Below are 21851 nucleotides of genomic sequence, written 5' to 3' on the forward strand. Positions count from 1 at the left end.
CCGAAAGATCCCACGGTCGGGACGAAGAGCTGGCCTGCAATCGAACAAAGAGCTGATCATAAATCTTGACACACCAAACCCCCATGTGAGCAATCCAGATTGTCTCTGCAGAAAGATTCTTGATTGCTTCGCTTCGCGCAATGACGGCGGAAGGGGCCGCACCTAAGCGAACCCCACCGACACCTTGCCCAGCACGCCGAAATCCACTGCAAAATGATCGCGGGCCTCGATCGGCGGCGGTGGATGCACGGGCCCGTGGTCACCACCTCCCTGCCCGATCTGATCCTCATCGAGCATGCGTCGTCACCCGATGATGATTTTTGTTCTTGGTCCCAATCGTCGCAGCAATTGCAGCATCGCAGATTTCGTCATGGCGACGCAGCCTGCGGTCGGGCCGAAATTGTCGCGGGCGAGGTGCAAGAACACCGCGCTGCCGCGGCCGGCGATGCGCGGCCTGGTGTTGTGGTCGATCTCGATGATGAAATCATAGAGATGGTCGGTCCGCTTGAGCCGGTCACCGCCCTGCCCTTCGCCGAGCCGGATACCCTGGTTGTAATGACGGTCTTTGGGGTCCTCGCACCAGGCGTCCTCGCCGGTGATGATCCGGGCCGGCAAGAACGTCTGCGGACGGCTGTGCCGATCGCCCCGCCACCACAGCCGCCTGGGACGGAAGCTGCCTTTCGGGGTGCCGCCGTCGCCCTCGCGCTTGTTGGCGAGGATGCCGCCGCGTCCGAGCGCCACCGGTATCGTCAGTGCTCCGGCCGTCAGCCAGCCCCGGCGGGGATTGCCGGCGGCAGGCCTAACGCGGATCGCGGACAGCGGCCCGGCACTTCGGTTCATGGTGTAACTAGCTGACGCAGCTTTGTTTTTCATGTGAACATGCGGTTTCGAATTCATTACAGGACATTCATCAAAACGCCCTGCTATTCTGGGTTAGAGTGGTTCTGGCTTGTGAATCGGTAACAGCCCACTACTTCAACACGAACAACAATAACAACGGCGACCCCTAACTTTCCCTCGCGGCTGGGTGCGGCTTGGATGCGCGCCGAGCCGGACCCAAAAGGATGATCCCCTATGGCCAATGCCCGCAAGATCCTGATCGTGGATGACGATACCGATCTGCGCGATACGTTGGTGGAGCAATTATCGCTGCACGAAGAATTCGAAGCGTCCGCCGTCGACACCGGCGCCAAGGGCGCAAGCGCCGCAAAGGCCAATGCTCCCGATCTCGTTCTGATGGATGTCGGCCTGCCCGATACCGATGGTCGCGAGGTGGTCCGCTCCTTACGCAAGGGCGGCTTCAAGGCCCCGATCATCATGCTGACCGGCCACGACACCGATTCCGACACCATTTTGGGGCTGGAATCCGGCGCCAATGATTATGTGGCAAAGCCCTTCCGCTTCGCCGTGCTGCTCGCCCGCATCCGCGCTCAGCTTCGCCAGCACGAGGCCAGCGAGGACGCGGTGTTCTCGGTCGGCCCCTACTCTTTCCGCCCCGGCTCGAAGATGCTGACGGCAGCGAACGCGCGCAAGGTCCGCCTTACCGAGAAGGAGACCGCCATCCTCCGCTTCCTCTACCGGGCCGGCCAGATGCCGGTGTCGCGCGAGACGCTGCTCCAGGAGGTCTGGGGTTATAATTCCGGCGTCACCACCCACACGCTGGAAACCCACATCTACCGCCTTCGCCAGAAGATCGAGAAGGACGCCGCCAACCCGGAAATCCTGGTCACGGAAGCCGGTGGCTACAAGCTGGTGCCGTGATACGCTTCAGGGGCCTGCGAATCGTTAGATCGCGTGCCCTTGAGCCTCGGACCTGAATGTCAATCGACGACGATGTAGCGCTTCTCGAGCGTGTCCCGACACTGCGCCTGTTGGGAGGCGCCTCGTTGCGCATGCTGGCGATCGGCTCCGAGCAGCGCAACTTCGTCCGCGGCGACGTCCTGTTCAATCTCGGCGACGATGCCGACGCCGGCTTCGTAGTCCAGCGCGGCGCCTTCCGGGTCGATGACGGCGCCGGTGCCGAAATGATCGCCGGTCCCGGCGCCCTGATCGGCGAGCTCGCGCTGGTGGTGCCGATGAAGCGGCCGTCGACCGCGGTCGCGCTGGAGCACGCCTCCGTCATCCGCATCGCGCGCAGCCTGTTCCAGCGCGTGCTCGAAAGCGACCCCGCCGCCGCGGTTCGCCTGCGCGACGAATTCGCAGTCCGCTCCAGCCAGATCGCCAGCGATATTTTGATGGCCGGTGCGAAGCTGACGTCGTAGCTCGGTCTTTCCGCTCGTCATTCCGGGGCGCGCGTAGCGCGAGCCCGGAATCCATCGAGCCGCAGAGATAGTGGGTGAATGGATTCCGGGTTCGCGACTTCGTCGCGCCCCGGAATGACGGGAGATCAAACCTCCAGGGTCACCGTCACCGGGACATGGTCCGACGGCCGCTCCCAGCTCCGCGCATCGCGAAGGATCTTGAAATCCTGAACCGCATCCTTCAGCGCGCGCGAGACCCAGATGTGGTCGAGCCGGCGGCCGCGATCGCCGACGGTCCAGTCGGGGGAGCGATAGCTCCACCACGTATAGACCTTCTCCGACATCGGGATGCGCTCGCGCGCGACATCGATCCATTCGCCGGCTGCCAGCGCCGCCTTCAGCTTCTCGGTTTCGATCGGTGTGTGCGAAACCACTTTCAGAAGCTGCTTGTGCGACCAGACGTCGTTCTCGTGCGGAGCGACGTTGAGGTCGCCGACCAGGATGTGGCGGTCCTGCCCTCGCGGATGCAGCGGCTCGCAGGCTGTCATCTCGTCGAGGAAGCGCAGCTTGTGGTCGAACTTCTCGTTCAGCGCGGGATCGGGAATGTCGCCGCCGGCGGGCACGTAGAAATTATGCACGATCAGCGGCTGTGCGATGTTGGCCTTGCCGCCGAACGACACCGAGATGTGGCGGGAATCCAGCTTGTCGCAGAAGGTCCGGATGTCTTTCGACTCGAACGGAATCTTCGAGACGATGGCGACGCCATGATAGCCCTTCTGCCCATTCAGCGCGACGTGCTCATATCCCAGCCGCTTGAAACGCTTGAGCGGAAAGGCGTCGTCGATGCATTTGGTCTCCTGCAGGCACAGTACGTCCGGCCGCGCGCTCTTGAGGAATTTCGCGACCAGATCGATGCGTAGCCGCACCGAATTGATGTTCCAGGTTGTCAGGGAAAAACGCATGGGACGTGCGTCTTAGCAAGCTCTCGCAGGATCGGCAAAGGCGCAGAGCGACGTGCTCACCGTCTTTTCGAGCTTGGAAATGCGAGGTCTCGAAGCACGGCCAAAGCAACTTGTCCGCTGCAGCGCGAAGAGCGAAGCGCGCCCACCATGCCGACCGCGAGGAAAGAGATGGTGGGCACGGCGCAAGGGCACCTTCGCTCACCCTACGGCAATAGAACGTTCAACCTGGCGATGGGCCGTAATTGGTGAAATCGATCTTGAACATGTTGGGATCGAGCTTCTTGCTCGAATCCAGATTGTAGACCGCGATCGTGGTGTCGTAGCCCTGCGGATCGGTGACGGTCCATTGCTTCAACTGACCGTCCTTGGCGCCAAACATCAAGAGGAGGCGGCTGGTGCCAACCAGCGCCTGCTTCTCCTCAATGGTAACGCTGATGAAGACGTCGTCGGCCGATACGTTGACGACGTTGGTGTCCCTCATCAGGTCGATGCGATCGGAGAGCAGGAAACGCAGCGGTGTCTGCGACAGCGGATAGACATCCTGGGTTGCGAGCTTGCGATCACGCACCACCAGCGACGACCCGTCAGCGACGATGTCGATCGGGCTCGGCGCATCATATTCGAAGCGGACCTTGCCCGGCTTCTGGATGTAGAAATCGCCCTGCGTCTTGCTGCCGTCGGGGCCGACCTGAACGAAATTCCCGACCAGCGTCTGAAGCGAGGACAGATAGGCGCTGACCTTGGCGGCTTGTGCCTTCTGGTTGGCGTCGAAGGTCTGGAAGATGCTGCTCGGCACGTTGCGGCGCGGATCCGGGATGACGGGATTCGGTGGCGTCTGCGTCGCACCGGTGACAGCCGGCCCGCCCGCGGCGGCGCCGCCGTCACGTCCCTTCGGCGCGGGCTTCGGCACAGGCACAGTCTGCGCCAGCGACGCTGCGGTCACCATCGCGGCGCTCACTAGAAGCACGCCGGCCACACGCGCGCTACGCGCAGCGATGGTGGCAGCGAATCGAATGTCCGTATGTCTGATCAACGCGTCGTCCTAACGTGGCTGGGCGCCTTCTTAGCGTGATTTCGGCCAAAAGCAGATATCGATTCTGCGTGAAATGATGTCTCGAGGCCCCTTGCCTCACATATGGCTGTCTTCTTCCTCGACCAGGATCTCACGCTTGCCGGCATGGTTGGCGGGCCCGACGATGCCTTCCAGTTCCATGCGCTCCATCAGCGATGCAGCGCGGTTATAGCCGATTTGCAGGCGGCGCTGGATGTAGCTGGTCGAGGCCTTGCGGTCACGTTTGACGATGGCAACGGCCTGCGCAAATAAATCGCCGCCGCCGTCGGCACCCATGCCCGTGGCGTCGAACACCGCGCCATCCTCGTCCTCGGTGGGCTCTTCGGCCGTGACCGCTTCGAGATATTCGGGCTGGCCCTGCGTCTTGAGGTGACGCACCACCTTCTCGACCTCCTCGTCGGAGGCAAACGGTCCGTGCACGCGGCTGATGCGGCCGCCGCCGGCCATGTAGAGCATGTCGCCCTGGCCGAGCAGCTGCTCGGCGCCCATCTCGCCGAGGATGGTGCGGCTGTCGATCTTGGACGTCACCTGGAAAGCGATGCGGGTCGGGAAGTTCGCCTTGATGGTGCCGGTGATGACGTCGACCGACGGACGCTGCGTGGCGAGGATCACGTGCAAGCCGGCGGCGCGCGCCATCTGCGCCAGACGCTGCACCGCGCCTTCGATGTCTTTGCCGGCGACCATCATCAGGTCGGCCATTTCGTCGACGATGATGACGATGTAGGGCAGCGGGTCGAGCGAGAGCTTCTCTTCCTCGTAGATCGCCTTCCCGGTCTCCTTGTCGAAGCCGGTATGCACCGTGCGCGTCGGCTCCTCGCCCTTGGCCTTCAATTCGAGCAGGCGCGTGTTGTAGCCGTCGATGTTGCGCACACCGAGCTTGGCCATGTTCTTGTAGCGCTCTTCCATCTCGCGCACGGCCCATTTCAGCGCAACCACCGCCTTCTTCGGGTCGGTCACGACAGGCGTGAGCAGATGGGGGATGCCGTCATAGACGGAGAGTTCGAGCATCTTCGGATCGACCATGATCAGCCGGCACTGGTCGGGGCGCAGCCTATAGACCAGGCTGAGGATCATGGTGTTGATGGCGACCGATTTGCCGGAGCCGGTGGTACCGGCGATCAGCATGTGCGGCGTGCGCGCGAGGTCGATGATGACGGGATCGCCGCCGATGGTCTTGCCGAGGCAGAGCGGCAGCTTTGCAACCGTGTCGGTCGCCTCTTTCGCCACCAGCAGTTCGCGCAGATAAACTTTTTCCCGGTGCGCGTTCGGCAGCTCGATGCCGATCGCGTTACGGCCGGGCACGACCGCGACGCGGGCGGATAGCGCGCTCATCGAGCGCGCGATGTCGTCGGCAAGCCCGATCACGCGCGACGACTTGATGCCGGGCGCCGGCTCCAGCTCGTACAGTGTGACGACGGGACCCGGATTGGCCTTCACGATCTCGCCGCGCACGCCGAAATCCTGGAGCACGCCTTCGAGGGAGCGGGAGTTGGTTTCAAGCTCGGCCTTGCTGAGCGGCTGGCGGTCGCCGGCCTTTGGCGCGGCCAGCATGGAGACGGACGGAAGATCGAACTTGTCGGAGGATTTCTTGGCAGGAGTCTTCGGCGCAGCCTTCTTGCGCGGCGCGCGCGCGGCGGGCTCCTCCTCTTCCTCCTCGTCTTCCTCTTCTTCGTACTCGTCCGCGTGGTCCTCGTCTTCGGACTGCGGTGTGATCGAGGGCGCGGCGCGGCCGCCGCCGAGATTGGGCTCCTGACGACTGAACGCAACGGCCTTGGTCTTCGGCCCGCTCGAGACCAGCGAGCGGTAAGCGGCACCGAGCAGCCAGATCAGTCGCGCCTTGGTGCTCATCAAGGCGTGGAACAGCCAGCCCAGCGACACCGAGCCGCGATCGCTCTCCTCGTCTGCGTCGAGCGGTTTGTCCTCGTTTTCGATCTCCGCGAGCTCGTCGTCATGCTCGCGTGCGCCGAGACCGCAGGCGATCAGGAAGGTCGCCGTCATCGCGGCGAACAGGATCGTGCCGAGCAAGATGCGATAGATCGTGCCCGCCGGCCCGAAGATCACTGCGGGTGCCCGCATCAGGGCGTCGCCGACCACGCCGCCAAGGCCGGTCGGCAGCGGCCAGGCGCCGCCATGCGGCCAGCAGCTGACGAAGCCCGCCGCGATCACCGTGCAGAGGATCCAGGAGCCGAGCCGCAGCGCTTCGCGGTCGAATGGCCGATGCGTCATCATGCGCCAGCCCCAAACCGCGACGGTCAGGACCAGCATGATCGCGCCGAGCCCGAGGATCTGCATTGCGAGATCGGCGCCGATCGCGCCGGCATAGCCGAGGATGTTGCGGATCGGCCGTGAGGTGGCGTGGCTGAGGCTGGGATCCTGCACTGACCAGGTCATCAGCGCCGCCGACGCGACGCCCGACAGCGCGACCAGGCCGAGGCCGGTGAGCTCGCGCAGGCGCCGCGCCAACCCCTCGCGGATCGAGGGCGGCAGATGGCCGACCAGTGGAATGACACGTTCGATTGCCGACATGCTCATGGGCCCCGCCTAACCCAGAGTCTCGACCAGGCGGTGCAGCGCCTGCGCCGTGGTCTCGCCATCCTGCACCAGCGCGAGGCGAATGTAGCCTGCCCCGGGATTGAAGCCGTCGGGCTGGAGCCGCGCCAGGTAGCTGCCGGGCACCACGCGCACGCCTGCTTCCTTGAAGAGTCTCAGCGTCACGGACACGTCGTCGCCGATCGCGGACGTGTCGAGCCAGACGCAGAAGCCGGCATCGGGCCGGCGGTAGCCGTAACGATTGCCGATGATCTGGTCGGCGAGATCGAACTTGATCCGGTAGAGCCTGCGGTTCTCCTCGACATGCGTTTCGTCGCCGTAAGCAACGGTCGCGACATGCTGGAGCGGCACCGGCACTTGTGGCGCCGCGATGTTGCGCAGCTCCAGGAACATGCCGATGAACTTCTTGTCACCGGCGGCAAAACCGACACGCAGGCCCGGAAGGTTGGAGCGCTTCGAGAGCGACTGGAACGCGACCACGCGGGTGAAATCGGGGCCGGCGCATTCGAGCGCGCTGCCCGGTGCCTCGCGGGTGTAGATTTCCGAATAGCACTCGTCGCTGAGAATGACGAAGCCGTGGCGATCGGCGAGTTGCTTCAACCGCTTGAAATAATCGGGTGTAGCGACCGAGCCCTGCGGATTGGCGGGCGAGGCCAGATAGAACGCCACCGTGCGCGCCAGCGTCGCCTCATCGATGGCATCGAGATCGGGCAGGAAGCCGTTGTCGACGGTGGTCGGGAGATAGACCGGCTCGCAAGCTGCTGCGAGGGCGCCGGCGCCATAGACCGGATAGAACGGGTTCGGCATCAGGACGGCGGGCTTGCCCGGGCGCGGGCCGACATAGCGCGCGGCCGCGATCGCGGCGAGGAACAGCCCCTCGCGGCTGCCGTTGAGGACGAGAATCTCGCTCTCGGGGTCGAGCGCCCGGGGCAGGTTGAAACGCGACGACAGCCAGGCGCCGGCGGCTTTGCGGAACGGGTCGGTGCCCTTGTTCATGGGATACCGGCCGAAATCGGCGATGTGCTTGGCCAGCACTGGGCCGACGAAATCAGGCACCGGATGCTGGGGCTCCCCAACCGCAAGCGTAATCAAGGGCTTACCCGGCTGATGCGGGGCCAAGAGCTCATTCAGCCGGACGAAGGGCGAGCGTTCGGTCTCGGAGCTTCCACCGGTCTGCGGCGCACGGGATGAAGCGGTCATAGCCATTCTGGGCGCCAGCACTCTTGGAACAGCCGGTCGCGCGAAGGCACCGGCGGGAAGCGGTTCAGTTCACCATAGATAGGGCGAGGTTAAGACGCGATTAACCATCGGCCGCCGCCTCCGTCCAGAGCGGGAATAATGAGGCGGGATGACGGCGGGATCCATGGCGCTTTTGTCGAGGTCCTCGCTTCTCGTCGCTGACGGTGCTTGATCGTGCTCTTCCCGGGAACGTCGATGTTTCGGCGACGTCATGGCCGGACAAGCCCCGCCAAAACGAGCTTCGCCACAATCGCGCAATTGCAATCTTTTCCTTCGGCACTCCAGATCAAAAGAAAGGGGCTCCAGCTTGCGCTGGAGCCCCTCAACGGTCAGGGCATTGCCGGGTATGTGCCCGAACCGTAGGTCTGGTCGCGGTTCCCAAGGAGATCGCGACTGGGAGGAGAGTTACATGTTGTAGGCGCGCTCGGTATGCTCGGTGATGTCGAGGCCTTCACGTTCGCTCTCGACATTGGTGCGGAGACCAACGATCACATCGACGACCTTGTAGAGGATCGCCGAACCGATGCCCGACCACACCAGCGTGGTGCAGACGCCCCAGAGCTGGGCGATCATCTGCGACGCGAAATCGTAGTCGCCGACCTTCGGCGGGATCGCGGTGTAGTCCATGATGCCGGCACCACCCAGCGCGGGGTTGACGAGGATGCCGGTGCCGATCGCGCCGACGATGCCGCCGACGCAGTGCACGCCGAACACGTCGAGTGAGTCGTCATAGCCCAGCGCGTTCTTCACGGCGGTGCAGAAGAACAGGCAGACTACGCCGACCAGGAGGCCGAGAACGATCGCACCCATCACGCCGGAGTAGCCGGCCGCAGGCGTGACCGCCACGAGGCCCGCGACAGCGCCGGAGATGACGCCGAGCACCGAGGGATGACCCTTAATGATCCACTCCGCGAACATCCACGACAGCGCGGCGGCTGCGGTGGCGACGAAGGAGTTGGTCATGGCGAGCGCAGCGCCGCCGTTGGCCTCGAGGTTGGACCCGGCGTTGAAGCCGAACCAGCCGACCCAGAGCAGCGAGGCACCGATCATCGACATGGTCAGCGAGTGCGGAGCCATCAGCTCCTTGCCATAGCCGACGCGCTTGCCGATCAGCAGAGCGCCGACGAGACCCGCGATGCCGGCGTTGATGTGCACCACGGTGCCGCCCGCGAAGTCGATCGCGCCCTTCTTGAAGATCCAGCCGGCGTCGGCATTGATCTCGTCGAGCTTGGCCTGCGCCGCGGTCTTGGCTGCCGCGTCAGTGGCAGCAGCGAGCGCCTTGGCCGCATCCTGAATCATGTCCGGGCCGGGCCAGTACCAGACCATGTGCGCGATCGGGAAGTAGATCAGCGTGACCCAAAGCGGGATGAAGAGCGCGATCGCCGCGAACTTCATGCGCTCGGCGAAGGCGCCGACGATGAGGGCGGGCGTGATCGCCGCGAAGGTCATCTGGAAGCAGACATAGATGAGCTCCGAGATGTTGGCGTCGACCGAGAAGGTTGCGGCCTTGGTATCGGTGGTCACGCCCATCATGAAGGCCTTGGAGAAGCCGCCGATGAAGTCGGAACCTCCGGTGAAGGTGAGGCTGTAGCCGTAGACGGCCCAGATCACGGTGACGACGCAGACGGTGTAGAACACCTGCATCAGAACCGAGAGCATGTTCTTGGAACGGACGAGGCCGCCGTAGAACAGCGCGAGGCCGGGGATCGTCATCAACAGCACCAGCACTGTCGATGTCAGCATCCAGGCGTTGTCTCCCTTGTTGACCGTTGGCTCGGCATAGGCTGCGGTCGCAGCGAACAGGCCGACTGCGAGAGCCGCCAATCCCGCGCCATAGGGACGCTTAAACGTCATTTTATTCACTCCTGATTGGATAAAGGTTGAGCGCGAAATCAAAGCGCCGCGGCGTCGGCCTCGCCGGTGCGGATGCGCACCGCATGGTCGAGGTTGATGACGAAGATCTTGCCGTCGCCGATCTGGCCGGTTTTCGCGGCAGACGTGATGGCGTCGACGGTCTTGTCGACCTGGTCGGAGGCGATAGCGACCTCGATCTTGATCTTGGGCAGGAAGCTCACGGCATATTCGGCGCCGCGGTAGATTTCCGTATGGCCCTTCTGGCGGCCATATCCCTTGACTTCCGTCACCGTGAGACCGTGAACGCCGATGGCGGTCAGGGCGTCACGGACTTCTTCCAGCTTGAATGGCTTGATAATCGCCATAACAATTTTCATGGGTCCTATCCCCGCTTTGGCCCGGTCCGGACATGGCCGGGCGTTCTCGACTGGTTCGCCACGAGGGAGAAGTTCACTACGCGGGCACAGCCGGGACCCTAGAATCAAATGCCGTGCCAGATCAGGCGCGTTGCCTAATAGATTATGAAAACGGGTGTTTTCGCGCTTGGCGCGTGCTGCTGCGCAGTGCGCTATTACGTCGCGCTCAAAACGTGGTCACGACTGCCCAAAAGGCGGGCAGGACAGGCTGTCGACACAATGTTGCTCATGCCTCGGGCAGCGGAAAGGTAATTTCGTAGCGCAAGGCTTATTGCAGGGCCTCGCCGTGCTGCGAAATGTCCAGGCCTTCGAGTTCGTGCTCACGGGATACGCGCAACGGCACGAACAGGCCGACCAGCTTGAGCAGGATGAAGCTCACGCCCGCCGACCACACGAAGGTGACGGCGACGCCATAGAACTGGATCAACAATTGCTGCGGATGGCCCTCGATCAGGCCGGCGGTGCCGCCGATGGCGCTGGTTGCGAACACGCCGCCAAGCAGGGTGCCGGTCAGGCCGCCCATGCCATGGACGCCGAACACGTCGAGCGAATCGTCATAGTTGAAGCGGTGCTTCAGCCAGGTGCAGGCCCAGTAGCAAACCGCACCGGCGGTGATGCCGATGACAATGCCGTGCCAGGGCGCCACGAATCCGGAGGCCGGCGTGATGGTGCCGAGCCCCGCGACCGCGCCGGAGATCATGCCGAGCACCGAGGGCTTGCGTCGCGTCGACCATTCGATCGCGCCCCAGGTCAGGGCGCCGGCGCAGGCGGCGAGATGCGTTGCGATGATCGCCATCACCGCGCGCGAATTGGCCGCGCCCGCCGAGCCGCCGTTGAAGCCGAACCAGCCGACCCACAACAGGCCGGTGCCCATCACCGCGAGCGAGAGATCGAACGGCGAAAGATTCTCGGTGCCGTAACCGTGACGGCGCCCCATCACCATCGCGGCGACAAGGCCGCCGGTGCCGGCCGACAGATGCACCACGAGGCCGCCGGCGAAATCCAACACGCCCATACTGGCGAGGAAGCCGCCGCCCCACACCCAATGCGCCAGCGGAATGTAGACGAAGATGAACCAGGCGACGGAGAACAAGAGATAGGCGGAGAACCGCATGCGATCGGCGACCGAGCCCGCAACCAGCGCCACCGTGATGATCGCAAACGTCATCTGGTAGAGCATGAACAGCGATTCCGGGATCGTCTTGGCCGCCGGATTGACGCTGTCCATGGTCATGCCCGCAAGGAACCAGCGGTCGAGCGTGCCGATCCACGGACCGTCGCCGACGAAGCACAGCGAGTAGCCGAACGCGACCCAGAGAATCGAGATCAGCGTCACTGCGGCGAGGCTCTGCGCCATGGTGGCAAGCACGTTCTTCTTCCGCACCATGCCGGAGTAGAACAGCGCAAGTCCCGGGATCGTCATCATCAGCACCAGCGCGGTGGCGACGATCATCCAGGCGGTGTCGGCGGTGTTGATATCGGAGCCCGCGGCGTGCGCCGGCCAGGCAATGATCGACAAAAGTCCGATCGGCACAGCCAAACAAGCTGCGCGGCGCAACAATCCCGCCATGTCGTTTCCCCCAGCATGGTGATGACGTCGCACGCTGTGGCCTCGTTGCCCGGTGCGATCGACGAAGACATATCAGCGCGTTTTCGGGCGAAGCGGATTCCGGCTCGCCTCAAGACAACGCGTCAAACCAGAATCTAGAGCGCGTCGCTGTCGGTTTCGCCGGTGCGGATACGCAGCGCGTGGTCGATCGGCGTGACGAAGATCTTGCCGTCACCGATCTGGCCGGTGCGCGCGGTCGCGGTGATCACGCTGACCGCCTTGTCGGCGACGTCGGATGCGACCGCGATCTCGATGCGCAGTTTGGGCAGGAAGTTCACGACATATTCGGCGCCGCGATAGATCTCGGTGTGGCCCTTCTGGCGGCCATAGCCCTTCACCTCGGTCACGGTCATGCCGTGGACGCCGATCGCCGTGAGGGCCTGGCGGACCTCATCGAGCTTGAAGGGTTTGATGATCGCGACGACGAGTTTCATGGTCAGGCCTATTCCCCGGGATGCGCCGTATGTCCCCGGCGCTGCGTCAATCTGGCATCTTTCCGGGCAAATGGCACAAAAAAGTTGCAGATTGAAGCGGAAAAACGTTTGGCCATGTGAACGGCCGCCTCTGTACAGGGCAGCCGTTCATCCCTCACAATGCATTTTTGGCATGGATGCGGTGAACCCAGGCGTCCCAGCCGGTACATAAGTATGTTCGAGGGGGCGGCTACATGGCGAGTTGGTTCTACGCATCCGAGGGCAAGCAGCAGGGGCCCTTTCCGGAGGGGCAATTTCGCGACCTCATCGCCCAAGGAATCGTGCGCCCAGACACGCTGGTGTGGACCGAGGGGATGGCCGGCTGGCAGAAGGCCGCCGAAATTCCTGGCCTGGTCCGCGGCAGCGGCGCGCCGCCGATGATGCCGACCGGCGGATATGCTGACGCTGGCCGCTATGATAGCGCAGCTGGAGAATCGCTTTCGGTCGATTTCGGCATCCTCGAGTTCACCTGGCGCAGCATCGTCTTGCTGATCGGAATGATCTTCGTCCTGCCGGCGCCGTGGGTGTTCGTCTGGTACACGCAATGGATCGTGTCCTGCGTGAAGGTCCCGGGGCGTCCGAACCTCAGCTTCACCGGCAATGCGATGACGCTGGTGCCCTGGTTTTTCGGCTTCATCGTCCTGGCGATCGCCATCTCCTTCATCGGCAGCGAGATCTTGAGCAACCTGCTGTTCATCGTCCAGATCGTTCTCTACTGGCTGCTGATCAAATGGATGGTCGCGAACCTCGCCTCCAACGGGCAGCCGCTGGGCCTGAGCTTCACCGGCTCGATCTGGGCCTATATCGGCTGGAGCCTGCTGTTCGCGGTCTCGATCATCACCATCGTCGGCTGGGCCTGGGTCGCCGCGGCGCAGATGCGCTGGTTCTGCCGCAGCGTCGAAGGCACGCGGCGCGAAATCGTCTTCAAGGGCAGCGGTCTTGACATTCTGTGGCGCGGAATTGTGGCCGTGATCCTGTGCAGCTTCATCATCCCGATCCCGTGGGTGTATCGCTGGATCATGAACTGGTTTGCATCGCAGACCGAGCTCGCTCCGCGCGGCTCGCGCTAAGCTATCCCGTCCTCCGCTCGCGCACCGAGCCTTCCTGCGCGACGGAGGCCACCAGCGTGCCGTCGGGCTTGAGGATCGAGCCGCGGGTCAGGCCGCGGCCGCCTTGTGCGCTCGGCGAATCCTGGGCGTAGAGCAGCCAATCGTCGGCGCGGAACGGGCGGTGAAACCACATCGCGTGGTCGAGACTCGCCGGCATCATGCGCTTGTCGAACAGCGTGCGGCCATAGCGCGCCATGATCGCATCCAGCAGCGAAAAGTCCGAGGCATAGGCGAGCGCACACATGTGTAGTGCCGGATCGTCGGGCAGTTTCGCAGCCGTCTTGATCCAGACGTGAATGCGGCCATCGTCGATCTTCTGGCCGAAATAACGGCCGAGCTCGACCGGGCGCAACTCGATCGGACGATCGGATTCATAATAGCGGCGGATGAACTCCGGCATCTGCTTGAACATCGGCTGCTTCGCCACCTCCTCCGCCGTGAGCTTTTCCGGCGGCGGGACGTCGGGCATCTTGTCCTGATGATCGAACGCACTCTCCTCCTCGGCGTGGAACGATACCATGATCGAGAAGATCGCGTTGCCGTGCTGGATCGCGGTGACGCGGCGCGTCGAGTAGCTCTTGCCGTCGCGCAGGCGCTCGACCTGGTAGATGATCGGGATCTGCGGGTCGCCCGGCAGAATGAAATAGCAATGCAGCGAATGCGGCAGCCGGCGCTCGACGGTGCGGCAGGCCGCCACCATCGCCTGTCCGATCACTTGCCCGCCGAACACCCGCTGCCAGCTCGTCTTTGGGCTGTTGCCGCGGAACAGGTTCACCTCGAGCTGTTCGAGGTCGAGGATTGAAATGAGGTCGATCAGGCCTTTGGACATGCTGCTGCTTTCGAGTGCCTCGTCATTTCGGAGCATCGCGACAGCGATGCCCTGGAATCCCGAGCTGATAACCTCCGGATTCCGGGTTCGCGCTCGCGCGCGCTCCGGGTGACGGAACGATTACCGTTCCGCCCTTGTTTCACCGCACTGTTTCGCCCACCTCAAGTCTGCTAGCAAGTCCAGGAATTGGCCGGGAAAGTCGGGTATGTCGGTACAGGGGAGCATTGTCATTGGCGGCGGCGCGTTTGCAGGGCTGGCGCTGGCGCTGGCGCTGCGCCAGGGGCTCGGGCCCGAGATTCCCGTCATCGTCGCCGATCCCGCGCTCAGCATGCGTCCAAGCCGCGATCCGCGCGCAACTGCGATCGTGGCGGCTTGCCGCCGGCTGTTCGAGGCGATCGGCGCCTGGGACGATGTCAGGGGCGAGGCGCAGCCGATCCTCGACATGGTCGTCACCGATTCCAAGCTGGAGGACGCGACCCGTCCGGTGTTCCTGAATTTCGCCGGCGATGTCGCGCCGGGCGAGCCCTTCGCGCATATGGTCGAAAACCGCCGCCTGATCGATGCATTGGTGGTGCGCGCCGAGGCCGAGGGCGTCGATCTGCGTGCCACCATTGTCGCGTCCTACGACGCGCGTTCCGAAGGCATCGACGTGACGCTCGGCGACGGCAGCGTGATCGCCGCGAGCCTGCTGGTCGCCTCGGATGGCGCCAGATCCAAGCTGCGCGAGCGCGCCGGCATCGCTACCCATGGCTGGGAATATGACCAGTCCGGCATCGTCGTCACCGTCGGGCACGAGCGCGATCACGAGGGCCGCGCCGAGGAGCATTTTCTGCCGGCCGGTCCGTTCGCGATTTTGCCGCTATCCGGCAAACGTTCCTCGCTGGTGTGGACCGAGCGCCGCAGCGAAGCCGCACGCATCATCGCGCTGAGCGAGGCGGAATTTCACGGCGAGCTCGAGCAGCGCTTCGGTCTGCATCTCGGCGAGGTCAAGGCGCTCGACACGCCGCGTGCGTTCCCGCTGTCCTATTTCGTCGCGCGCTCCTTCATCGCCGAGCGTCTGGCGCTGGTCGGCGATGCCGCTCATGTCATCCATCCGATCGCGGGCCAAGGCCTCAACATGGGACTGAAGGATGTCGCCGCGCTGGCCGAGGTGGTGGTCGATGCCGCGCGGCTCGGCATCGATCTCGGCGGCGCCGATGTGCTCGAACGTTACCAGCGCTGGCGCCGCTTCGACACTATGGCCATGGGCGTCGCCACCAACTCGCTGAACTTCCTGTTCTCCAACCAATCGACGCTCCTGCGCTCGTTGCGCGATATCGGCCTCGGCCTCGTCGACCGTGCCCCGCCGCTGAAGAATCTCTTCATCCGACAGGCCGCCGGACTGACCGGCGAGGTGCCAAGGTTGTTGAAGGGCGAAGCGTTGTAGGCGGAGGTTTCAAGAGCGCTCGCCCCACTCTCTCCTCATCGTCCCGGACAAGCGCGCTCCGAACGCGCGCAGATCCGGGACCCATACGCCGCAGCAATAATTTTGCGAACGCCTGGAGTTACCAGCTTCGCGCCATAACCTCTCTTTGTGGTTATGGATACTGGCCCCCCGCACGCAATTGCGCGCTAGGCGGGGACGAAATTAAGAATGTGGTGAAGCCATCGCGCTCCAGCCGGGGTACGCGCCATGACTTCAATCGATCTTGCGCGCCTCTTCCGGCAGCATGATCGGGATGCCGTCGCGGATCGGGTAAGCGAGCTTGGCGCTGCGCGAGATCAGCTCCTGCTTGGCAGCATCGAACTCCAGCGGGCCCTTGGTCAACGGGCAAACCAGAATCTCCAGCAGCTTCGGATCGACGCTGGCTTCGGGGCGGTCGGTGGGCGCGTTCATGATGGTCTCCGGCAGTCGGATTGCCTCTACCATAGAAATTCGCATCCGCCCATCGCGGGCTGTCGTCGTTCGAGCGGAGACTGTCGGCGGGGCGCTGTGGTGGCGCCTGCGGTTGCCGGTGACGAGCGGCCCCGCGCATTTCGGCCCGTGAGGCGTAAGGCCGCAGCCCCGCTTCAAATGCGCGCTGCATGCGGAGAGCGCTGATCTTTTGGCGACCGTTAGAACAAATCTAAGATTGGTCACCCCTGAACCGGATTGACTTCACCTTCGCCTTTGCTTCCTTCGGCTGCGCTTCGCGCTGAGCACACAGCGCACACGACAGAGGAGGAGACGTTCGTGAAGGTCATTCGAGTTGTTGCCATTGCACTGACGATCGGGATTGGTACGGGATCGGCGGTCATGGCCGACGGTTTCAAGAACTGCACCAAGCTCGACAAGGCGTCATGGAAGCCGGCCAGCGAGGCCGAAGCCAAGGCCAAGGCGCTGGGCTACGAGGTGCGGCGCTCCAAGATCGAAGGCTCGTGCTACGAGGTGTACGGCGTCAAGGAAGGCAAGCTCTACGAGCTGTTCTACAGCCCCGAAGATCTCAGCCTGAAGCACACGATTGCCAAGTGACTTGCGCGAAGTAGTCTGCGCCAAATGACTTGCGCAAAGTGAAGCGGAATTGATGGCAGAAGCGATGCCACAAGCGCGCGGGGTGTCCAACCGGACCCCCGCGGATCGAACGGCTCCGCGGGCGGTCGCGGTCTGGGACCTCCCGTTGCGGCTCTGGCACTGGCTTCTCGCGACCTCGGTTCTGATCGCGTGGTTCACGCCGACCGTCTATGGCGGCCTGCACCGCATCGTGGGCTATACGGTCATCGGCCTACTTGGCTTCCGATTGGTCTGGGGCTTCATAGGAGGCCGTTATTCGCGCTTCCGGATGGTCGGGATCAGACTTCGCGCCGCGCCCGGCTATCTCTGGAATCTGCGCCGCGGCATCACCGGCCGCTATATCGGACTCAATCCTGCCGGCACCTTGATGCTGGTGGCGCTGCTGGCTTCGCTCGCGGTGTCGACGATCACGGGCGCGATGTCGGTGACCGTCACCTTTTTCGGCGTCTGGTGGGTCGAGGATACCCACCATTATTCATCGGACGCGGTCATCATCCTGGTCGTGGTCCACGTGCTCGGCGTGGTGCTGATGGGGACGCTCCAGCGCGAGAACCTGATCCGCGCGATGTTCACCGGACGCAAGCGCATCCGCAATCGTCTCTAGGGCTTGTTGCCGATCCTTGCAGGTCTCCTTCGCTCTCCTTGGGCGCGATGGCGGTGTGACGCATGCGCAATGCTCGGCAAAATCGAATTGCGCAGGAAGCATTAACGTCACGGTAAGCATGCAATCAGGCGTTGCACAAAATTAACGCGAACGACGTTTAGCCCGTTCACCATCGACACTATTGACGATGGAGCGATATTGGATGTTCCGCGTTTTTTCCTGCCTTACCGTCGAGCATGATTGGCGGTTGGTCCTGCTGGCTGGCCTGGTCTGTTTCGTCGCGAGTATCGTTGCGATCAGTATCTTCCATCGCGCGATCGCTGCGCGCGCGCGATCACGGTTGATCTGGATCGCCATTGCTGGCGCTGCGATCGGATACGGAATCTGGGCAACCCATTTCGTTGCGATGCTCGCCTATGAGCCCGGCGTCCCGACCGGTTATGGAATCGTGCTGACGACGCTCTCGCTGGCTACGGCAATGCTGCTGACGTCGGGGGGCTTCGGTGTTGCGCTCGGCGATTCCGGCCGGTGGCGCGCGGCGGCCGGCGGCGTCATCATCGGCGGCGGCATTGCCAGCATGCATTATCTCGGCATGTGGGCGCTTGAAGTGCCGGGTCGCGTCGCCTGGTCGCCGGACCTCGTGCTCGTCTCGATCACTCTCGGCATGTGCCTCGGCTATGCGGCCTTGGCTGTGGCGATCAGGTACCAGAACTACCGCGGCACGCTCGCGGCGGCGGTCCTGCTGACCCTTGCCATCGTATCGCATCACTTCACGGCCATGGGTGCCGTGCAAATTACGCCGGACCCAATGCGTGCGACAGGTGTCCTATCGCTTTCTCCGGCCGTGCTCGCGCTTGCTATCGCCGGTGTAGCACTCTCTGTGCTGGGCATGAGCCTGATCGGCGTGGTGGCCGATCGTCGCCTGGCAAGCAGAACCGTGAAGTTCGAAGGGATCATCAGCCAGCTTTCGGACGCACGGCAGCAGCTCGAAGACTCCCAGCAGGAGCTACAGGAACAGAAGCTGAGGCTGGACACGGCCATCAATCACATGGTCGAGGGCCTTTGCATGTTCGATGCCGAGAAGCGGCTGGTCATCTGCAACGAGCGTTACGCCAATCTGTATCGGCTGCCGCCGGAATTGCTGCGCGCGGGAACCTCGCACCGCGACATCATCAGGCATCGCATCATCAGCGGTACACTCAAAAGCGACGCGAGCGACATTGCCGCCGAGCAACTGATCTCGAAGCTCGATGCTTTGCCCGTCAATGCGGTCTCGAGCCGGATAGACGAATTCGCTGATGGCCGGTTGATTTGCGTGACGAGACAGCCGATGGCTGGTGGCGGATGGGTGGCAACGCATCTCGATGTCACGGAGCAACGCCGGTCCGAGGCCAAGATTACCTATATGGCGCAGCACGACGCGCTGACGGAGTTGCCAAATCGCGTGCTGCTGAGAGCGCGTTTGGAGCAGGCCTTCGCCGACACGCGCAGTGGAGTTCGCCATCTGGCGGTCCTCATGATCGATCTCGATCGCTTCAAGGAGGTCAATGACACGCTCGGACATCCGGCCGGCGACTCGCTGCTGCGTGCGGCCGCAACGCGTTTGCGGGAATGCAGCCGAGACACCACCTTGATTGCCCGACTGGGTGGCGATGAGTTCGCCGTCGTGGACTATGTTACAAATCCCGTCGTGGATGCGGCCTCGCTCGCCGAGACGATCAAGGCTGCGCTCTGCGAACCCTTTGACCTTGGCGATCATCAAGTCACCGTGGGCGCCAGCATTGGGATCGCCATCGGCCCCCGCGACGGGGCTGATTCCGACGTCATCCTCAAGAGCGCAGACCTTGCTCTGTACGCGGCAAAGAGTGGCGGACGCGGTGCATTCCGTTTCTTCGAGCCGGAGCTGGACCAGCTCATGCATGTGCGCCGCAACCTGGAAAAGGATATGCGCAGAGCGCTTGCGCGGGGCGAATTCGAGCTCCACTACCAGCCATTTGTGAGTGTGGAGACCGGCCAAACCTGCGGCTATGAGGCGTTATTGCGGTGGCACCATCCCGAGCGCGGTCTGGTCTCGCCTGCCGAATTCATTCCGCTTGCGGAGGAAACCGGCTTGATCCTGCCCCTGGGCGAATGGGTCTTGAGAGCTGCCTGCACTGAGGCAGCCAAGTGGCCGTCCCATCTGATGATCGCAATCAATCTCTCTCCCGCTCAGTTCAGGAGCAAGGAGCTCGTCTCCATCATTGTCAGCGCCCTGGCGACCTCGGAGATTGCGCCGCACCGGCTCGAGCTCGAGGTCACCGAAACCGTCATCATGCATGACAGCGACGCGGTGTTCGCAGCGCTTGGGCAGCTGCGCGAGCTCGGGGTGCGAATTGCCCTCGACGATTTCGGCACGGGCTATTCATCGCTGAGCTTTCTGCAGAAATTTCCATTCGACAAGATCAAGATCGACCGCAGCTTCGTCGGCGAGCTGTCCAGCAAAAGCGAAGAGGCGCATCGGATCGCCCGTGCCGTCGTGGCGTTCGCCGTCAGCCTCGGCAAGACGACGACCGCCGAAGGCGTCGAAGCCGCCGAGCAGCTGGACATTCTGCGCGAACAGGGCTGTGTCGAGGCGCAGGGCTACTATTTCAGCCCGCCAATGCAGGCCTCCAGGATTCCGGAACTGGCCCAGCCGAAGGCACAAGCCGAAGCGGCCATCCGTGCCGCGTAGGTGTTCTCACTGCAGCGGCGGATCGCCGCTGGTGCGCTTCTTGGCGAGATCCATCTCGGTGACCGCGATCAGGATCTCGGCGCGGGTCTTCAAGTCAGGCGCCTCCAGCATGGCCTGCTTTTCCGCGGGTCCGTAGGGCGACATCATCGCCAGCGCGTTGACCAGCGCCTCGTTGGGCGCGCTCTCGACGCCCTCCCAGTCGACCTTGAGATTGTTGGCCTTCAGGAAGTCCGCCAGAACCGCCAGCAGGGCTTCGCGGTCGACCTGGTCCTCGCCCATGCGCGCCGTGAAATCGTCGACGAAGGCGAAGAAATCCACCTTGCACTGCCGATAGGCGGTCAGCACGTCGAGCTCCTCGACCACCTTGAAACGCGAGACGCCGGTGAGCTCGAGGATGTAGCGGCCATCCCCGGATTCAGCGAGCTGGGTGATGCGGCCGACACAGCCGACGCGGAACAGTGCCGGCTTGTCGGAATTCTTCGGCGAGTGCGCCACATCGGGCTGGATCATGCCGATCAGGCGATGGCCGTCGCGGAAGGAATCGTCGACCATCGCGAGATAGCGCGGCTCGAAGATGTTGAGCGGCATCTGGCCCCGCGGCAGCAGCAGCGCACCCGGCAGCGGAAATACCGGAATGACCTCCGGAAGGTCGGCGGGCCCGCGATATTCGATGTTGATCGGCATCTGCCCGGTCCCCCTGGCGTTGCCAGCACGCCCTACGAAAACAGGATCGTCGACAAACGCTTGCGGCCCTCGACGGTTGCATCATCCGTGCCGCCCCAGGCCTCGAAGAACTGCACCAGCTGCTTGCGGGCGCCGTCGTCGTTCCATTTGCGGTCGCGCTTGATGATTTCGAGCAACTGCTCGGTGGCGGCCGCGCGGTCGCCTTGCGCGTTGAGCGCGGTGGCGAGATCGAATCGTGCCTGATGGTCGAGCGGGTTTGCGGCGACTTTCTGTTCCAACTCGGCCACCGGTCCCAGCGCTTCCGCCTGCTCGGCGAGATCGATCGTGGTCTGCACGGCTTTCACAGCGGGATCGTTGCGCTTGGATTCCGGCACCATGGCCAGCGTCTGCTTGGCCTGCTCCATCGCGCCGGAGACGGCGTAGCACTTCGCAAGGCCCGCAAGCGCCGCGATGTTGGTCGAATCATGCTGGAGCGCCTCGGCATAGATCTGCGCGGCCGCAGCCGTGTCGCCCTCGGCGAGCAAGGCCTCAGCCTCCTGCACGATCTCGGCGACGTTGACCTCGCCCGGCGCGGTGACGCCCTTGGTCAGCCGCTCGATGAAGGCGTTGAGCTGGCTCTCGGGCACCGCACCCATGAAGCCGTCGGCCGGCTGGCCGTTGACGAAGGCGATCACGGCCGGAATCGACTGGATGCCCATCTGCCCCGGAATCGCCGGGTGCTGGTCGATGTTCATCTTGACCAGCTTGACCTTGCCCTTGGCTGCCTTGACCGCCTTTTCCAGGATCGGGGTGAGCTGCTTGCAGGGGCCGCACCACTCCGCCCAGAAATCGATCAGCACCGGCTGGCGCTTCGATTCCTCGATGACGTCCTTCACGAAGGTCTGGGTGGTGGTGTCCTTGATCAGATCGGCGGCAGCCGGGCCCGCCGCTCCGTTACCCTGGTCGATGATCGTCACGGGATCCCCTCGTC

The 21851-nt window shown here is 63.6% G+C and carries 21 protein-coding genes; 7 read left to right on the forward strand and 14 right to left on the reverse strand.

Annotated elements, in window-relative coordinates; genetic code table 11:
• Positions 1–162 precede the first annotated feature (162 nt).
• The gene (locus tag IVA87_RS35065) at positions 163–297 is read right to left on the reverse strand and encodes a hypothetical protein (protein WP_256466435.1); all 135 of its coding nucleotides are present in this window, start codon (positions 295–297) and stop codon (positions 163–165) included.
• A 6-nt stretch (positions 298–303) separates the two neighbouring features.
• The gene (locus IVA87_RS00005) at positions 304–840 is read right to left on the reverse strand and encodes a L,D-transpeptidase family protein (RefSeq protein WP_247299718.1); all 537 of its coding nucleotides are present in this window, start codon (positions 838–840) and stop codon (positions 304–306) included.
• A 234-nt stretch (positions 841–1074) separates the two neighbouring features.
• On the opposite strand from IVA87_RS00005, the gene IVA87_RS00010 reads away from it, so the two are divergent.
• Entirely contained in the window at positions 1075–1761 is a 687-nt protein-coding gene (locus IVA87_RS00010) for a response regulator transcription factor (RefSeq protein WP_007598630.1), read from the forward strand.
• A 56-nt stretch (positions 1762–1817) separates the two neighbouring features.
• On the forward strand, positions 1818–2261 hold the full coding sequence (locus IVA87_RS00015) for a cyclic nucleotide-binding domain-containing protein (RefSeq protein ID WP_247332282.1): 444 nt from the start codon (positions 1818–1820) through the stop codon (positions 2259–2261).
• A 125-nt stretch (positions 2262–2386) separates the two neighbouring features.
• Here IVA87_RS00015 and xth read toward each other — a convergent pair whose 3' ends face one another.
• The 8 genes from xth to IVA87_RS00055 form a co-directional block, all read right to left on the reverse strand.
• On the reverse strand, positions 2387–3202 hold the full coding sequence (xth, locus tag IVA87_RS00020; protein ID WP_247299720.1) for an exodeoxyribonuclease III: 816 nt from the start codon (positions 3200–3202) through the stop codon (positions 2387–2389).
• Between the two features lie 220 nt (positions 3203–3422).
• Entirely contained in the window at positions 3423–4178 is a 756-nt protein-coding gene (locus tag IVA87_RS00025) for an outer membrane lipoprotein carrier protein LolA (protein ID WP_247300056.1), read from the reverse strand.
• Between the two features lie 153 nt (positions 4179–4331).
• Positions 4332–6806 (reverse strand): DNA translocase FtsK, encoded by a 2475-nt coding sequence (locus IVA87_RS00030; RefSeq protein ID WP_247299723.1) that lies wholly within the window; start codon positions 6804–6806, stop codon positions 4332–4334.
• 9 nt (positions 6807–6815) lie between these two features.
• Positions 6816–8030 carry an aminotransferase class I/II-fold pyridoxal phosphate-dependent enzyme gene (locus tag IVA87_RS00035; protein ID WP_247279967.1) on the reverse strand — a complete coding sequence of 405 codons (1215 nt, stop codon included), beginning with the start codon at positions 8028–8030 and terminating at the stop codon, positions 6816–6818.
• Between the two features lie 438 nt (positions 8031–8468).
• Complete coding sequence (locus IVA87_RS00040; protein WP_247332284.1) at positions 8469–9917, reverse strand: ammonium transporter; 1449 nt, start codon at positions 9915–9917, stop codon at positions 8469–8471.
• Positions 9918–9955: 38 nt separating this feature from the next.
• Positions 9956–10294 carry a P-II family nitrogen regulator gene (locus tag IVA87_RS00045; protein ID WP_247279969.1) on the reverse strand — a complete coding sequence of 113 codons (339 nt, stop codon included), beginning with the start codon at positions 10292–10294 and terminating at the stop codon, positions 9956–9958.
• Positions 10295–10601: 307 nt separating this feature from the next.
• A complete protein-coding gene (locus IVA87_RS00050; RefSeq protein ID WP_247299727.1) occupies positions 10602–11903 on the reverse strand; it encodes an ammonium transporter in 1302 nt (433 codons plus the stop codon).
• Between the two features lie 134 nt (positions 11904–12037).
• A complete protein-coding gene (locus IVA87_RS00055) occupies positions 12038–12376 on the reverse strand; it encodes a P-II family nitrogen regulator (RefSeq protein WP_028176997.1) in 339 nt (112 codons plus the stop codon).
• Between the two features lie 233 nt (positions 12377–12609).
• On the opposite strand from IVA87_RS00055, the gene IVA87_RS00060 reads away from it, so the two are divergent.
• Positions 12610–13485 (forward strand): DUF4339 domain-containing protein, encoded by an 876-nt coding sequence (locus IVA87_RS00060; protein WP_247299729.1) that lies wholly within the window; start codon positions 12610–12612, stop codon positions 13483–13485.
• Between the two features lies 1 nt (position 13486).
• Here IVA87_RS00060 and tesB read toward each other — a convergent pair whose 3' ends face one another.
• Positions 13487–14353: an acyl-CoA thioesterase II gene (gene tesB / locus IVA87_RS00065; RefSeq protein ID WP_247332286.1), complete on the reverse strand. Its 867-nt coding sequence runs from the start codon at positions 14351–14353 to the stop codon at positions 13487–13489.
• Between the two features lie 205 nt (positions 14354–14558).
• Here tesB and IVA87_RS00070 point away from each other — a divergent pair, with 205 nt between their 5' ends.
• On the forward strand, positions 14559–15779 hold the full coding sequence (locus IVA87_RS00070; RefSeq protein ID WP_247299732.1) for a ubiquinone biosynthesis hydroxylase: 1221 nt from the start codon (positions 14559–14561) through the stop codon (positions 15777–15779).
• Between the two features lie 252 nt (positions 15780–16031).
• Here the strand turns inward: IVA87_RS00070 and IVA87_RS00075 are convergent, their stop codons facing one another.
• Positions 16032–16229 carry a Trm112 family protein gene (locus IVA87_RS00075; protein ID WP_246922246.1) on the reverse strand — a complete coding sequence of 66 codons (198 nt, stop codon included), beginning with the start codon at positions 16227–16229 and terminating at the stop codon, positions 16032–16034.
• A 336-nt stretch (positions 16230–16565) separates the two neighbouring features.
• On the opposite strand from IVA87_RS00075, the gene IVA87_RS00080 reads away from it, so the two are divergent.
• From IVA87_RS00080 to IVA87_RS00090, 3 genes are all read left to right on the forward strand, one after another.
• Complete coding sequence (locus tag IVA87_RS00080) at positions 16566–16844, forward strand: PepSY domain-containing protein (RefSeq protein ID WP_247299734.1); 279 nt, start codon at positions 16566–16568, stop codon at positions 16842–16844.
• 49 nt (positions 16845–16893) lie between these two features.
• Entirely contained in the window at positions 16894–17487 is a 594-nt protein-coding gene (locus IVA87_RS00085) for a cytochrome b/b6 domain-containing protein (protein ID WP_247299736.1), read from the forward strand.
• A 202-nt stretch (positions 17488–17689) separates the two neighbouring features.
• Positions 17690–20197: an EAL domain-containing protein gene (locus IVA87_RS00090; protein WP_247332289.1), complete on the forward strand. Its 2508-nt coding sequence runs from the start codon at positions 17690–17692 to the stop codon at positions 20195–20197.
• A gap of 6 nt (positions 20198–20203) precedes the next feature.
• Here IVA87_RS00090 and IVA87_RS00095 read toward each other — a convergent pair whose 3' ends face one another.
• Positions 20204–20881: an LON peptidase substrate-binding domain-containing protein gene (locus tag IVA87_RS00095; protein WP_247279979.1), complete on the reverse strand. Its 678-nt coding sequence runs from the start codon at positions 20879–20881 to the stop codon at positions 20204–20206.
• Positions 20882–20913: 32 nt separating this feature from the next.
• Positions 20914–21837 (reverse strand): thioredoxin, encoded by a 924-nt coding sequence (trxA, locus tag IVA87_RS00100; protein WP_247299739.1) that lies wholly within the window; start codon positions 21835–21837, stop codon positions 20914–20916.
• Between the last annotated feature and the right edge of the window lie 14 nt (positions 21838–21851).

It is taken from the genome of Bradyrhizobium sp. 147, from assembly GCF_023073935.1.
Taxonomy (GTDB): Bacteria; Pseudomonadota; Alphaproteobacteria; order Rhizobiales; family Xanthobacteraceae; genus Bradyrhizobium.